The 15,467-nt window shown below is 52.3% G+C and carries 13 protein-coding genes; 5 read left to right on the forward strand and 8 right to left on the reverse strand.

The features are described from left to right. Nucleotides 1-57 precede the first annotated feature (57 nt). Nucleotides 58-885 (forward strand): 2,5-didehydrogluconate reductase DkgA, encoded by an 828-nt coding sequence (dkgA, locus tag RS889_RS21035; RefSeq protein ID WP_315708608.1) that lies wholly within the window; start codon nt 58-60, stop codon nt 883-885. Nucleotides 886-937: 52 nt separating this feature from the next. Here dkgA and RS889_RS21040 read toward each other — a convergent pair whose 3' ends face one another. Beyond that, entirely contained in the window at nt 938-1,675 is a 738-nt protein-coding gene (locus RS889_RS21040; protein WP_315708609.1) for a GntR family transcriptional regulator, read from the reverse strand. 205 nt (nt 1,676-1,880) lie between these two features. Between RS889_RS21040 and RS889_RS21045 the strand changes: the two genes are divergently transcribed. The 3 genes from RS889_RS21045 to RS889_RS21055 are packed head-to-tail and all read left to right on the forward strand — an operon-like array spanning nt 1,881 to nt 5,271. After that, nucleotides 1,881-2,960 (forward strand): ADP-ribosylglycohydrolase family protein, encoded by a 1,080-nt coding sequence (locus tag RS889_RS21045; protein ID WP_021014215.1) that lies wholly within the window; start codon nt 1,881-1,883, stop codon nt 2,958-2,960. After that, nucleotides 2,906-4,327, forward strand: coding sequence for a purine-cytosine permease family protein (locus tag RS889_RS21050; protein ID WP_315708610.1), 1,422 nt, complete (start codon nt 2,906-2,908; stop codon nt 4,325-4,327). The genes RS889_RS21045 and RS889_RS21050 overlap by 55 nt, the downstream gene beginning before the upstream one ends. Beyond that, nucleotides 4,324-5,271, forward strand: a complete 948-nt coding sequence (locus RS889_RS21055) for a PfkB family carbohydrate kinase (RefSeq protein ID WP_315708611.1) — start codon at nt 4,324-4,326, stop codon at nt 5,269-5,271. The genes RS889_RS21050 and RS889_RS21055 overlap by 4 nt, the downstream gene beginning before the upstream one ends. Before the next feature lie 51 nt (nt 5,272-5,322). On the opposite strand, the gene maiA is transcribed toward RS889_RS21055, so the two are convergent. From maiA to RS889_RS21075, 4 genes are read right to left on the reverse strand one after another with little or no spacing between them, the layout of a single operon-like run. Next, a complete protein-coding gene (gene maiA, locus RS889_RS21060) occupies nt 5,323-5,967 on the reverse strand; it encodes a maleylacetoacetate isomerase (protein WP_021014212.1) in 645 nt (214 codons plus the stop codon). Nucleotides 5,968-5,989: 22 nt separating this feature from the next. Next, entirely contained in the window at nt 5,990-6,691 is a 702-nt protein-coding gene (locus RS889_RS21065) for a fumarylacetoacetate hydrolase family protein (protein ID WP_315708612.1), read from the reverse strand. Nucleotides 6,692-6,746: 55 nt separating this feature from the next. Further along, on the reverse strand, nt 6,747-7,784 hold the full coding sequence (gene gtdA / locus RS889_RS21070) for a gentisate 1,2-dioxygenase (RefSeq protein ID WP_315708613.1): 1,038 nt from the start codon (nt 7,782-7,784) through the stop codon (nt 6,747-6,749). 10 nt (nt 7,785-7,794) lie between these two features. After that, nucleotides 7,795-9,168 carry an MFS transporter gene (locus RS889_RS21075; protein WP_315708614.1) on the reverse strand — a complete coding sequence of 458 codons (1,374 nt, stop codon included), beginning with the start codon at nt 9,166-9,168 and terminating at the stop codon, nt 7,795-7,797. Nucleotides 9,169-9,312: 144 nt separating this feature from the next. On the opposite strand from RS889_RS21075, the gene RS889_RS21080 reads away from it, so the two are divergent. Then, a complete protein-coding gene (locus tag RS889_RS21080) occupies nt 9,313-10,236 on the forward strand; it encodes a LysR family transcriptional regulator (protein WP_315708615.1) in 924 nt (307 codons plus the stop codon). A gap of 163 nt (nt 10,237-10,399) precedes the next feature. Here RS889_RS21080 and ftsP read toward each other — a convergent pair whose 3' ends face one another. The 3 genes from ftsP to parC form a co-directional block, all read right to left on the reverse strand. Beyond that, nucleotides 10,400-11,812 carry a cell division protein FtsP gene (gene ftsP / locus RS889_RS21085; protein ID WP_315708616.1) on the reverse strand — a complete coding sequence of 471 codons (1,413 nt, stop codon included), beginning with the start codon at nt 11,810-11,812 and terminating at the stop codon, nt 10,400-10,402. A gap of 125 nt (nt 11,813-11,937) precedes the next feature. Then, nucleotides 11,938-12,675 carry a 1-acylglycerol-3-phosphate O-acyltransferase gene (locus RS889_RS21090; protein ID WP_315708617.1) on the reverse strand — a complete coding sequence of 246 codons (738 nt, stop codon included), beginning with the start codon at nt 12,673-12,675 and terminating at the stop codon, nt 11,938-11,940. A gap of 186 nt (nt 12,676-12,861) precedes the next feature. After that, a complete protein-coding gene (parC, locus tag RS889_RS21095; protein WP_315708618.1) occupies nt 12,862-15,135 on the reverse strand; it encodes a DNA topoisomerase IV subunit A in 2,274 nt (757 codons plus the stop codon). Nucleotides 15,136-15,467 lie beyond the last annotated feature (332 nt).

Genomic DNA, 15,467 nt, shown 5'->3' on the forward strand with positions numbered 1-15,467 from the left:
AATAACGTCGTTTAAGCGCAGATGACTGCGATTAAACCATCGGAAAAGGAGAGTGACATGACGATGCACCCGATGATCAAGCTGGCCGACGGAAACCTTATGCCGCAATTGGGGCTAGGTGTCTGGCGGGCCAGTAATGAAGAGACCATCACTGCGGTTACTGAAGCCCTGAAAACCGGTTATCGGGCGATTGATACCGCCGCCATTTACAAGAATGAAGAGGGTGTCGGTCAGGCCTTAAAGGCGGCAAATCTCCCCCGGGAACAGGTGTTTATTACCACCAAACTGTGGAATGCTGATCAGAAACATACGCAGAAAGCGTTGGAAGAGAGCCTGCGCAAACTACAGCTGGATTACGTCGATCTTTATCTGATCCACTGGCCGTTACCTCAGCAGGATACCTACGCTGACGCCTGGCGAGGGCTCATCAAGCTACAAGAACAGGGACTGGCCAAAAGCATTGGCGTCAGTAACTTCCATCCCCACCACTTGCAACGACTGAAAGATGAAACAGGCATTTTGCCGGTTATCAACCAGATAGAGTTGCACCCGCTGATGCAGCAACGTCCCCTCAATACCTGGAATGCCACTCATCATATCCAGACCGAATCCTGGAGTCCGCTGGCTCAGGGTGGTGAAGGGGTTTTTGATCAGCCGATTATTCGCGCGTTGGCCATAAAATATAGCAAAACACCAGCGCAGATTGTCATCCGCTGGCATCTGGATAATGGCTTTGTCGTTATTCCAAAATCAGTCACACCTACCCGTATCCAGGAAAATTTCGATGTATTCGATTTTCGTCTGGATAAAGAAGAGCTGAGTGAAATTGCCAAGCTGGACTGCGGTAAACGATTAGGCCCTGATCCTGATGCACCACGTCAATAACATCTACTATCAAAACCAAACATCCACCGGCCATGTCGCTGGTGGATGGAGTTTATTCTGACACCTGAAACTCGTAGATATCACTACGGCAGTAAATTTCGCAGTATTCCAACAGATCACCATGAGCGTTATAAGTATGCTGACGGCTTAACAGCAGTGGCGTGCCTGCCAAAACGCCCAGGTGTTCGGCAATCTCGGGCATGCAGCTCACTGCTCGCAGCCGATAACGTTTGTTTTGTGGGAAAATATTGCGATCCGCCCAATATTGATACAGTGAAAGTTCCACTTCTTCGGGGTGCGGTAACCACTTTTGCGGGATCCATACCGTCTCCAACGATATGGGTTCGTCATTGAGCAGACGCACCCGGCGTAGCTTGGTTACCATCGCACCAGCCGACAGTTTCATTTCTGCTATCAACGCTGAAGGGATGGGCAATTGGGTACGTTCCAACCAGATATTACCGGCGATACCACCGCGTTGCTGTATCTGCGCCGTAAATCCCACGTCCTCTTTATTCAGTGCATAATCTAATTGCTGAGTAATACGAGTGCCCACTCCCTGCTGCCGCACAATCAGCCCTTTTTCTTCCAGTAATGCCAGTGAACGGGAAACCGTTACACGTGAAAGCCCCAGTGACTGGACAATCTGTCGCTCCGGCGGCAAAAACTGCCCGGAAAGATTATTGTATTGGCCAATGCACAGCTCCAGAGCAGCAGCCAACTGCATATAACGGGGAGCCGACGATGGCTGCTCCAATATTCCCCGTACTTTGGTCAAAAGCGCTTGCATAGTTGCCTTATAGTTATCGCAGTAAATCCGACATCATTATTTATTGTGAATCACAACCCATTGAATGTGCCAGTAGACAATAACAAAGTCCTTAGGCTTTATATTGGCATTATAAAGGCATTAAATTGGACTTGCTATTGTCGAGTGCTTTTTGTACATTTAAAAACAGGAATCAGGTATCAGAGCCAACACCAGGTGTCATTTCATGACCGTAAAGAGAAATCCTCACGACGCCATCCTCGGCTGCTTGTATGGGCAAGCTGTGGGTGACGCGATGGGGATGCCATCAGAACTATGGCCGCAGGAAAAGGTCCGCCACCATTTTGGCTGGATTAGCGATTTCCTGCCCGGTCCTGATGAAAACATCGCCGCGAAGGGATTTGTTGCCGGCGAATATACAGACGATACACAGCAAGCCATTGCGTTATTAAATGCTGTTATTGAAGCCAATGGTGAGGTCGAGCCCGAGCGCATTGCCAGACATATTTTGTCTTGGGCCGACCACATCAATGCGTTTGAAAAAAATGTGCTGGGTCCCAGCTCCAAGGCCGCATTAAACGCTATCCGAACGGGTATTTCCGTTCATGACATCGTTGCCAATGGTGTAACCAATGGTGCGGCTATGCGTATCGCGCCAGTAGGCTGCCTGATGGCAACCACCGATAAAATGGCATTTATTGACGCGGTACGACAGGCATCCAGCCCTACCCATAAATCGGATATCGCTGTTGCAGGTGCTTTTGCCATTGCCTGGGCAATCAGCCGTGCCATTGAAGGTGCCAGTTGGGAAGAAATAAAGGCTGAATTACCTGTACTCACGGAAGAAGTTCAGCAGCAACACATCACCACTTTTTGCCCGCAATTGGGCCGCCGAATTATGCAGGCACTCACGTTTGTAGAGAACCTTCGAGACTTACCCGATCCCCTGGCACTATCAGAGCTTTATGATACGCTGGGTGCAGGTATGGATACTCTGGAATCAGTGCCAATGGCACTGGCCATTGTCGAACTCGCCGCAACCATCCCCCAGCGCTGTGCCATATTAGCCGCCAATCTTGGTGGTGATACGGATACGATAGGTGCCATGGCAACCGCTATTTGTGGCGCGTTGCACGGTATCAGTGCTTTTCCTGCGGCATGGATCTCTACAATCAATCAGGCCAACTCGGTTGATTTCATCCCCCTTGCCGCTATTCTCTCTGAGCTCAGGCTGAAAAGGAGTACGCCGACATGGGTGAAATCCAGCAACAAGATACATACCAGCAAAACAAAACATGGAAAGTAGAAAATACCGGTATTGACCTGGTGCCGGAGGCAGAACGCACCGGCAGCCCAATGCAACTTTTCTGGATCTGGTGCGCGGCTAACATCGGCATCCTCGGTATTGTTTATGGTGCTATCATCGTCTCGTTTGGCTTGTCCTTTATTCAATCAGTACTGGCGGCAGTGGTCGGCGTTGCCAGTTTTTCCCTGGTGGGTTACACCTCTTTTGCCGGCCAAACCGGTCGTACTTCTACCCTGACGCTCTCACGGACCATTTTTGGTCTGCAAGGCAACATCGCTCCCACCGCCTTTAGCTGGTTTAACCTTATCGGTTGGGAAGCGGTGAATGTCATTACCGGTACCATGACACTGGCGGCACTCTTTGAAGCGTTGGGATTTAGCGCCAGTACGACGCTAACTACCGTATGCCTGCTGCTGTTTGCCGGTCTGACGATTATCGTCAGCCTGCTAGGCCAGAATACGCTGTTCATGATGCAAAGCTGGTTCAGCAAGATCTTTGGCACCATGACCTTGATTGTGGCGGTTTATATTTTATTCGATACCCCCTGGGCTCAGGTGTTGAGTATGCCTTCCGGCAATTGGCTGACCGGTTTTTTACCGGCAGTTTCGGTGATTGCCGCCGGCACAGGTATAGGCTGGACCATCGCTGGTGCCGACTACAGCCGCTATCAAAGTCCCACTACCTCACGCAACCACCTCTTTTATGCCGTGGTAGGTGGGGCCTGTCTGCCACTGGTGCTTCTGATGCTAGCCGGTATCCTGCTGTCCTCACAGTTGCCGGATCTGGCCAGTTCTGCGAATCCCATCGCGTTGATTGGCACCGTGCTGCCACCCTGGATGTCCGTTCCCTATCTGCTGGCCGCCACCGCCGGGATTGTGACCATTGCGGTACTGAGCCTTTACTCCGCCAGTCTCAACCTGCTGACGATTGGTATCAAAGTGCCTCAATCTGTCGCCGTAGCAATTGACGCCATCCTGATGTTGGGTGTGTCTATTTACGTCCTGTTTGTTTCCGGCGACTTTCTGACACCATTCATCTCGTTTCTGATTTTTTGCGGCGTCTTTCTGGCAGCCTGGGCGGCGATGTTCATTCTGGATTACCTCTGGTTGCGTCAGCACCACGGCTATAACACTGCGGCACTGTTCGGTTTGGACGGTAAAAATCAGGGCGTCCGCTGGGTACCGCTGTTCTGCTGGGCGTTAGGTGCTCTGAGCGGATTAATGGTCACCAAAACCGGATTCATTGATGGCCCGCTGGCAAAAGGCATTTTTGCCAGCTCCAGTCTCGGCATTTTTATCTCTTTTGGTATCAGCCTGCTGACTTACGCGTTATTTCTGATGATTAAGCCACAGGAAAAACAACTATGAGTATTTTTCAGGCAAAAGTGCCCGTAGTGGCTATCGGTGGTGCCGTATGCGACATGGTGTTATCGGTGGAACGTCTGCCGTTCAGTGGTGAGGATATTGAAGCTGAAGATGGTGGACGACAAGTCGGTGGCTGTGCGTTTAACGTCACCAGAGCTCTCTGCCAGTTACAGGTTCCCGTGATTAACGGCATGCCTGTCGGCAACGGCCACTGGGGGCAGATGGTCAAGCAGGCCATGACTAAACTCGGCCTCCCCGTTTTATTACGCAATCATGAAAAAGACAACGGCTGGTGCCTGGCACTGGCGGAGCGAGATGGTAATGACCGCGCGTTTGTGTCCATTACCGGTTGCGAGTCCATCTGGACACCAGAATTACTGCAACTGCTCTCACCGCCAGAAAATGCGCTGATCTATGCCAGCGGCTATGAACTTGCCGGAGAAACCGGTGCCGCCCTGCGTGAATGGCTGCTGAACCAACCGCAACGCAAAGTGATCGATCCTGGCCCGCGGATCGCGGATATTCCTGCCACATTCTTTCAGGCATTACCTGGCACAAATACGCTGTTGACGTTAAACCGGGATGAAACTCGCTACCTGTGTGGCGGGGGTGATACCGTCGCACAGGCATCCCATTACGCGAAACAAAACGGACTATGGCTGATTTGCCGTCTGGATAAGGCCGGAGCCTGGATTTGTCCTCCCGACGCTGCCGCTCAGGAAGTACCAGCCTATAAAGTTGATGTAGTCGATACCATTGGTGCAGGCGATGCCCACTGTGGCGGCCTGCTCGCTGGTCTGGCAGCCGACTGGTCATTACATGATGCGGTTGATTTGGCAAATCGTGTCGCGGCCTGTGTGGTTGCCAGCCAGGGAGCCGCAGGAGCGCCAGATTGGAAAGAATTACAGCAGCGTTTCCCTGACGTTCACACTAACCCTGGCAGATAACAACGGACCGCGATGACTCTCCCCGTGAAAACGAGGAGAGTCATCCCCCACTTATGCAGGGATGACGTCAGCCTGCCTCTCGGGTACGGCGGCAATAAACGCTGGTAGCGCGGTGCAGTGCTGATAAATCCGCTGGCAGTATGGATAAGCAGACAGGTCGCATCCCATGCGTTTGGCATTGGCCCACTGTGGAATCAGGCAACAGTCAGCCAGTGTAACGCGCCCACCGACGCAGTAGTCGCCAGCATCTCCCCGTTCCAGCAAGCGTTCCACCGCTCCGAGGCCTTGTTTGACCCAGTGAGCATACCACCGTTTTTTTTCCGTTTCAGACACATCCAGCTCGTCGCCCAGGTAGTGCAGGATGCGCATGTTGTTGACCGGATGGATATCGCAAGCAATGGCGAAGGCAATCTCCAACACCTGCGCCCGTTGCTGTTCATCATCCGGTATCAAACGAGGCTCCGGATAACGACGATCAAGATAGTCAATAATAGCCAGTGACTGGCCTATCTGCTGCCCGCTATCGGTAATCAAGGCCGGCACGACGCCCATTGGATTTAGCGCCAGATAATCATCGTGATACTGCTCGCCGTTACGGATGTTAACGCCCACAGCATCGTAGCGAATGCCTTTTAACGCCAGCGCAATGCGGACGCGGTAAGATGCCGAACTGTTGAAAAAGGTGAATAACTTCATGATTTCATCCTTTTATGTGCCTTTAGCGAATAGCCACAGTCAGTTCGGTCAACCCTTCAACGCCACAAGTGATTGTGTCGCCTTTGACCACCGGCCCTACACCTTCCGGCGTGCCGGTGTAAATCAAGTCGCCGGGTTGCAGTTCAAAAAAGGCGGACAGATAGCTGATGGTTTCCGCGACCGACCAGATCAGGAAGTTCACACCGCTGCGTTGCCGATCTTCACCATTGACTTGCAACCAGATCGCCGCCTGCTCAATGTTTGGGCAACCCGCCACCGGATGCACCGGCCCGATGGGGGCGGAACGGTCAAATGCTTTGCCAATTTCCCAAGGGCGGCCCATCTTGCGCATATCTATCTGACGATCGCGACGGGTCATGTCCAGCCCAGCGGCGTAGCCGTAAACATAGCTCAGCGCTTCTGTTACCGGGATGTCTTTTCCACCTTTACCAATGGCTACCACCAGCTCGATTTCGTAGTGGTAATTGTCGGTCTGCGCCGGGTAATCCAGCATCAGCGTTTCGCCCTTCAAGACCGGGACGACCGCATCGGACGGTTTGCAGAAAAAGAACGGCGGTTCACGATCAGGATCGAACCCCATCTCCCGGGCATGTGCGGCATAGTTACGCCCGACGCAGTAGACCCTGCGCACTGGAAACAGGGTGTCGCTGCCGACAATAGGGATAGCAACCTGTGGAGCAGGCGAAAAAACATACTGACTCATAACGAACTCCTTAAAAAAACATCAATCATTCAAGTAAATGCACGTAAATAGCGCATCAGCCACGTTTTTCACGAAATAGCCCCAGGGCTTCCTGTACCGGGCGGTCGGAAAAACTGAACAGCACGGTATCCGCCAGACTTTCAATACTGAGGGGTATCCAGGAAGGCACCACGAAGATATCTTTCGGCGCGAAAATGAATTGCTCCTGGCCGATGGTGACCCGGCCTTCCCCCTCCACCACGTGATAAATGGTGCTATCGGTGGCGCGGATAGGCTGTGTCGTCAGCCCGTGCGGCAGCAGTTGCATGAAAGTCGCCATGGTCGGCATCGGATGGCCGCCGTTGGCGGGGTTGATATAACGTAGCCTGAAACCTTCGCATTCGTCCGGGTCTCCATTGCGGCTGAGTTGCTCCAGCGCATCGCGGCTGCGGTCATAGCGATAGTTGAAAATGGGTGATGAATTTCCTGACTGATAGCGTACCGGCAACATGTTGGCGGCATAGCGCGGTAGGTAGTCCCCCATCGGGCGGATTACCGGCTGCTGGTCTTCCGGATAATTTTCGGCGAAACCGCAACCTAGGAAATTGACCAGCGGCAGATCGAGACCATCGAGCCACACCACCGGTTCGTTGCCGGGATTACCATGGTCGTGCCAGCACCACTGCGGGGTCAGGATAAAATCACCTGGATGCATCATGGTGCGCTCACCGTCCACGGCAGTGAAAGCCCCCTGGCCTTCCACGATGAAACGCAGTGCAGACTGGGTATGGCGGTGACTCGGCGCGACTTCGCCCGGCATAATCAACTGCAACCCGGCGTACAAGGATGAGGTGATCGATGACTTGCCTCGCAGCGCCGGGTTTTCCAGAACCAGCACTCGGCGAACCGCTTCTTTCGCGCCAATGAGTTCGCCGCTTTTCATCAGGAAAGGACGTACCTGCTGATAGTTCCACAAGGCAGGCATCGTAGGTGTATGTGGCGTTTGCGGTACCAGTCGATGCAGCGATTCCCAGAGCGGTGACAGGTTCAGCCCGGAGATTCCCTGATAAAAATGTTCCCGACGATCAGTGGCTGTAGTATTAATTTCGTACATGTCAGACTCCTTATGATTTACTGAGCGCGGAGACTTGCGCGGTGTTAACAGCGAACGCTGTGCGTCGTCCGTACATCCACAACATGATCAGGGCGATAGCGGCCGTTAGGGCTGGTAGGGCCATCACCAAGAGCATCACGTGGAAAGAAATCTGCCAGGCCAGCAACATTCCACCGCTGAGCGATCCAATGATGGCACCACAACGTCCCATAGCGTTCGACCAACTCACACCAGTAGCGCGGCAGTGAGTGGGGTACAGCGACGCGGATAACGCGTTCAGCCCAACCTGCGATCCACTGATGCCGATACCGGTGCCCAGTACCGCCAGAGACATTGCCCATAGCGATCCTTCACTGGTGCTGATCAGGACAATGAATACAGCTCCCAGGGCGTAACTGATCGCCAGTGTCCAGTAAGGATTGAAACGATCCATTAGCTGGCCGATCAACAAAGCGCCTGCGGTGCCGCCAATCTGAAATGCAGTGGTCACCCAGGCTGCATGCTGGAGATCAATACCGCCGCTATTCAGCATGGTCGGTAGCCAGCTCGACAGGGAGTAAATGATCAGCATGCTCATAAAAAACACACACCACAGCAAGAGCGTGACTGGGAGAATGCCCAGCGCGAACAGCGCGGTGACGGCGTTTTTTCCGCTGTGTGTTACGGCCTTGTTTTCGTCCAGCCGAAATGTCACGTCGTGGTAGTCTTTTCCCGTGATGTTATGTAGCACCTCAGCCACTTTCTCCGGCTGTTTGCCGCGTAACACGCGGTAACGCGGCGACTCCGGAAGGAGCCACAGCAACACCAGGCTCAGCGCCAGCGGTAAGGTGCCGCCGAGAATCAAAATACCCTGCCAGCCAAGCACCGGGATCCACTGGGCGCTAACCACGCCGCCGAGTGCCGAACCAAGCGTAAAACCGCAGAACATGAGTGTAACCAACCCGGCACGACGGCGGGCAGGCACGAATTCCGAGGTCAACGTAATAGCGTTGGGCATGGCGCCCCCCAGTCCAAGCCCGGTGAGAAAGCGCAGAAACGTTAGTGTGGTCATGTCAGGCGCAAAGGCGGAAAGCACGCCCATCAGGCCAAAAAACGCCACACTCAGCCACATGACGTTCTTGCGACCAAAGCGGTCCGCCAATGGCCCGAACAGTAGTGCGCCCAACATCAGGCCGAATAGCCCTGCACCGAAGAGTGGCGCCAGGCGCGCCGCATCAAGCTGCCATTCCTGCCGAATGGCTGGTGCGATAAAACCGATGGCTGCGGTGTCGAATCCGTCCAGAGTGACAACCAGAAAGCAACAGACCAGTACCCGCCACTGAAAGGCGGACACAGGTGCCGCATCAATGACTTCCTGAATTGTCATGCTACGCGGTTTATTCATCTTTTAGCCTCGCGATTGTAGGGTTGAGGATGTGTTTATTGTTGTTTTTGTGAGTTATGTTGCGAAATTGTGAATACTATGCTGCGTGGTGATATGAAAAGATAATGGTATTTCAGCCCGACCTATAACCTGGAGGTTATATCTGTGAGTGACTGGACCCAAAGGTTGAAAGTGCACCATCTGCGGCTGCTGGTGTGCATCGGCGATCAAGGCAACCTCTCGCAGGTCGCCACGATGATGAATATCACTCAGCCGGCCTTATCAAAATGGCTCAGCGCATTAGAGGAGGAGATCGGCCTGACATTGTTCGAACGCCACAGTAAAGGGCTGCGTCCCTCCGCTGGCGGGCGGCTGATGCTGGAACACGCACGGCGTATTCTCAATGATCTGGAACGCTCTCGTGTCGATATTGAGCAGTTTAAACAGGGGTCTCAGGGTAGCCTGATCGTCGGTTGCTCCCCGGTGGCGACAGATTGCGTCGCCATGGCGCTTTTGCCACTAACGGCAGACTACCCGACGTTACGGCTACATGTAGTGGAAAACGTGATGACACCGCTGCTGCAAAGTCTGCTCTCCGGCAAGATCGATGTTGCAGTGGGACGTGTTGGCGGCCGGGCACTGGAGTTGCCGCTGAATTATCGGGTGCTGTATACCGAACCCATCTGCTTCGTCAGTGGGCGGAATCATCCGTTGGTGCAGCGAAACAGCATCAGTTGGCATGAATTACTTAGCTATCGATGGATTGTCTGGCCGACGGGTACGCCTATCCGGGTGAGTATCGACAATGCGTTGGTGGAGCATGGCGCCATGTTGCCGGATAATTACCTGGAGTGTTCATCCATGAGCGTCACCCTCAACATGGTACAGGCCAGTGAAATGGTATCGATCCTCTCCTGGCGGCTGGCACGACGTTACGAGGCACAAGGGCAACTGGCGATTTTACCCCTGCCACGCATTGAGCAGAAAGGCAGCGTCGGTGTGTTCTGGCGCAAACGCGAAACGCCTTCCGGCGTGCTGCAACGGTTTCTGACACACCTGCTTGCCACCGCTGGTGATGACCATAATTAGGGCAGTTAACTTCAGCACTAATGTCTCCGGTGCTCATGACGATACGATGAGGAAACCATGTTGAAACCAGAACCACCATATCCACGAACAAACCGGAATCCTGGCGATTAGGCTGTTGATTTAAAAACCGGCCTCATTTCCCAAACGAGGCCGGCCGGGTATGTCAGTTATCCCGTACCACCAGTTGTCCGGTGGAACCACGATCAGCCATTTCAAGTATCTGGCTGTAATAGAGAAATGGGAATTGCGCTGATGAATCCTGGTTGAAATAGACCAGCAGTTCGACATCCGTGTCCACCCACACTGTATCTTTCCAGCCACTGTCTTCCGGCGGAACTCTGCCGCCATTAACACTGCGGACCAGAAACATAACGCCTTGAATATGAAACGGCTGCGGTTTGTCGGCATGGACCAGCCAGCGTTCACATAGCCCTACTTGAGTCTGAACATCCACACGAGTCATATCCCACATGGCACCATTGATACCCGGTAGGGTGTCACCTAAACTGAACTCACGGGTACGACTGATATTCCCTTCAACCACATTATCAGCTATCAGATGCAATGGCAGGCTATCTGCCACCAACGACAGTAGCCCCGTCGGTTTCAATGTTAAAATCTGATTGGAAATCAAAATATTGGATGGTTCAAACAATCCATGCAAGCGATCCATAATCCCGGCGGATTCTCCGGTAATCAGCGTCACTTCCTCACCTTGCGACAGATCAATCAGGATTTCCCGCCGTTCGCCAGGAGCCAATGAGATCTGGTTTAACGTGACAGGTATGGGTAAAAAACCCTGATCATTAGCGACAAGGTGCATTGGACGACCATCGCTCATACGCATCACATAGCGACGAGCATTCGACGCATTCAGCAGTCGCAAACGCACCCAACCACGGGAAACCTCGATAAACGGATTCTGAACCCCATTAACGAGCAAAATGTCACCGAGAAATCCGCCATGACGGGGTGAGTCATAAATCGGCGCACCAAAGTTATCCAGCCGCTTATCCTGAATAATCAGCGGGAAATCATCCAGGCCGTAATGATTGGGAATCGGCAACGCCTTGCTGTAGCGGTCTTCCACCAGCCAGAGTCCCGCCAGACCGTTATAAACATGCGGCGCCATCCGATTCGGTGTGTTGGCGTGATACCAGCAGCTTGACGCTGCCTGACGAATGGGCATCACTGGATACCAATTCATACCAGGCGGAATGATACGCCCTGCTCCGCCCATCAGTGAACCGGGTACCTGTAAACCACTGACGGTCATGGCTACCGGTTCTGGCAGATGGTTAGTGTATATCAGCTTCACATCGTCATTACTGAATACCCGGACTGTTGGCCCCAGATATCGGCCATTGATTCCCCAGACCAAGGCTTTCTTGCCGCCGCTAAATGACCAGTGCGCCTGCTGCAGCGTCAAAAATACCGGTTGTCCTCGCCGGGATTCAATCAATGGCGGAATAGGTAATGCGTTTTGTGTACTATTGGCCCTGGCCGCTAATGACACGGTCCCAGCGCAAAATGCGATACCTGAAGCCTGCAAAAATCGACGCCGGCTCAATGACATAGTGACTCCGAAAACCTATTAACCGTATGCAAATGCATCACTTCCCTAAGGAAGAAAATAGTGACAACACTACCTCCATGACACAACAACTGTCATGGCTAAAAAAGTGACAATATTATTCAGATTTAACGTTTCTCTGCTGCTTCTCGTTCTGCCACTTCGGCATCCAGTTGTACCAGTTTCGCTGCCATCAAATCATGGCAATAGGCTGCCAGTTTGCGCGCTTGATCTTTAGTATAAGTGCTGGTATCAACCGGTGGCAGTATTTCAACGATCACATGGCCATTGTTCCAGCGATTAAGTTTGATCTTATTGCTGGTAGTGGAAATACAAATCGGCACCACTGGCACCCCGGCGGCAATTGCCGCATGAAAAGCGCCGGTTTTAAACGGCAGCAAACCACGACCTCGGCTACGAGTACCTTCCGGGAACATCCAGATAGAAATATTGTGCTCTTTGATATGTTTGACCACCTGGGTGATCGTGCCGTGGGCTTTAGTCCGGTTTTCCCGTTCAATTAGCAGGTTACCGGTCAGCCAGTAAAGCGGCCCAAAAAAAGGTATCCACAGTAGACTTTTCTTACCAACAGTTACAGTACGTGGCTGCACCACACTCGCCGCCGTGACCATATCGTAATTATTCTGATGATTGGCAATGTAAATGCATTTACCGTAATGCGATGCCGCTTCTGGCACCCTCAGTTCCACTTTCAGGCCTAAAACCACAGACAATCGCCCGAAAAGACGGCCGAATGTTGATACATGACGGGGATTTCTAGGGCTGAACAGGCAGTAAACAGAACCAAAAACACTGACCAATATGGAAAAAACCATCACCACCAGGAACCGGAGAATGAATAACATAACAACCTCATTAGCCAACTGCCACCGCTAATACAGCGGTTTCACGATAAAAACACGGTGATCCTTCGACCTAAAACACCTTATCTTCCAGCCGGAAAATAAGGAGAAAGACACCAAAAGAAGAAACAGAAGAGGTGATAAAACACGACTTTATTTCCCCCGCCTGACTCCACGTTGCCGGTACAATCACTCTTCACTGTTGCCGTCACTGGGCGTTTCAGGCGTATCCACGTCTATCCGATCCACCCGCTGCAATCCACGTGGTAACAGCGTTCCCTTGCAACCCCGGCTGGCGTGATATTTCTGCAAATCTTCCGGATGCAGGTTGAGCTTACGTTTACCGACATACATTGTAACGGATGACTGCGGTGTGAGGATAAACAACCAGTTGATTTTATCCACACCACTGGCCGCCTGCGCGGCCGGGATAGCAATGATCTTGTTACCCTTTCCTTTCGACAATTGCGGCAAATCAGATACCGGGAACAATAACATCCGCCCTGCTTCAGTAATGGTCAGCAGCAGATCATCATCACGATGAGTTTCCAACGGCGACAATACCTTCGCGTTTTCCGGCAGCGCCAACACCGCTTTACCCACACGGTTACGCGCGACCAGATCATTAAAGGTACAAACAAAACCATAGCCAGCATCCGAAGCCAATAACATCCGCTGATCATCAGCCGCCATCAATACCTGTTCGATGGAGGCACCCGGTAGCAACATCAGCTTGCCAGTCAGCGGTTCGCCTTGTCCACGTGCCGATGGCATCGTCAGTGGGTCGAGAGCATAACTGCGCCCGGTGGAATCAATAAAGACCACCGGCTGGTTGCTCTTGCCGCGTGCGGCGGCACGGAAACTGTCTCCAGCCTTGTAACTCAGCCCGGAAGGATCGATATCATGTCCTTTGGCGCTGCGTACCCACCCCATTTCGGAAAGCACAATCGTTACCGGCTCTGAAGGGGTCAGGTCATGCTCGCTCATCGCCTTGGCTTCACCGCGCTTACACAGTGGTGAACGGCGTTCGTCGCCATAAGCCAGAGCATCAGACTGAATCTCTTTTTTCAGCAGGTTATTCAATTTCCGTTCAGACGCCAGTAGCGCCTGTAGATGATCGCGTTCCTTGGCCAGATCGCTTTGTTCACCACGGATTTTCATCTCTTCCAGCTTGGCCAGGTGACGCAATTTCAATTCCAGTATCGCTTCAGCCTGTATTTCACTCAGACTGAACTGGCGCATCAATACCGGCTTCGGTTCATCTTCGGTACGGACGATATGAATAACATCATCAATATTTAGGAACGCAATCAGCAAACCTTCCAGAATATGCAGGCGCTTCAGCACCTTTTCCAGCCGGTAATCAAGACGACGGCGCACAGTTTCACGACGGAAAGTCAACCACTCGGTCAGGATTTCCAGCAGCCCTTTCACACTGGGCCGGCTATCCAGACCAATCATATTCATATTGATACGGTAGCTTTTTTCCAAATCGGTGGTAGCGAACAGATGATTCATCACCTGTTCCAGGTCGACACGGTTGGAACGCGGCACCAGCACCAGACGCGTCGGGTTTTCATGGTCAGATTCATCGCGCAAATCGTCGACCATCGGCAACTTTTTAGCCCGCATCTGACTGGCGATCTGCTCTAGCACCTTGGCCCCGGACACCTGATGCGGTAAGGCGGTAATGACTACACTGTTGTCCTCTTGTTTCCAGACCGCACGCATCCGTACCGAACCACGCCCGGTTTCATACATTTTGCACAGTTCGTCACGTGGCGTAATGATTTCCGCCTCAGTCGGGAAATCCGGCCCCTGAACATGCTGCAACAGTACATCCAGCGTGGCGTGCGGATTATCAATCAACGCTACGGCGGCGGCGGCAATCTCACGGATGTTATGCGGGGGAATATCAGTTGCCATACCCACCGCAATACCCGTCGTGCCATTCAGCAGAATATTCGGCAGACGAGCCGGTAACATTCTGGGCTCCTGCAGGGTGCCGTCAAAGTTCGGGGAATAATCGACGGTGCCTTGTCCCAGCTCGCCCAGTAGCACTTCGGCATATTTGGACAACCGGGATTCGGTATAACGCATGGCGGCAAAAGACTTCGGATCGTCCGGCGCCCCCCAGTTTCCCTGTCCATCCACTAACGGATAACGGTAAGAGAACGGTTGAGCCATTAATACCATCGCCTCATAACAGGCGCTGTCGCCATGCGGATGGTATTTCCCCAATACATCCCCCACCGTACGGGCGGACTTCTTGAATTTGGCACTGGCATTCAGGCCCAGTTCCGACATAGCGTAGACGATACGGCGCTGTACGGGTTTCAAACCATCGCCGATAAAGGGTAATGCCCGGTCCATGATGACGTACATGGAGTAGTTCAGATACGCATTTTCAGTAAACGTATGCAGCGCAAGGCTTTCTACGCCGTCATGAGTTATCTCACTCATTTATCTTATTTTCCTCACATCGCGGCGTGATTATTGAACTTTCCGACACGCCACACAGCGGTATGTTTGGAGAGGATAGTACCTTATCTGGTGATGTTGTGTCACAGGGAACAGGACACTGGCGGTGGAAAACAAGTCTGTCATTCGCTAAATAGCAACAACATGCTTATTTACTCGTCATTATGTAAGTAATAATTAATATGTGGATAAGGTCACAATTATTTATTTTGGCGAATAATGTGATCACGTTCTCAATTAATGGATACTGAAAGCAATGTTTTAATTTTGTCTCATCTTATGGACAGAATTTAGTATTGTCGTGATTTACTATC

The organism is Brenneria uluponensis (assembly GCF_032395385.1).
GTDB lineage: Bacteria > Pseudomonadota > Gammaproteobacteria > Enterobacterales > Enterobacteriaceae > Prodigiosinella > Prodigiosinella aquatilis.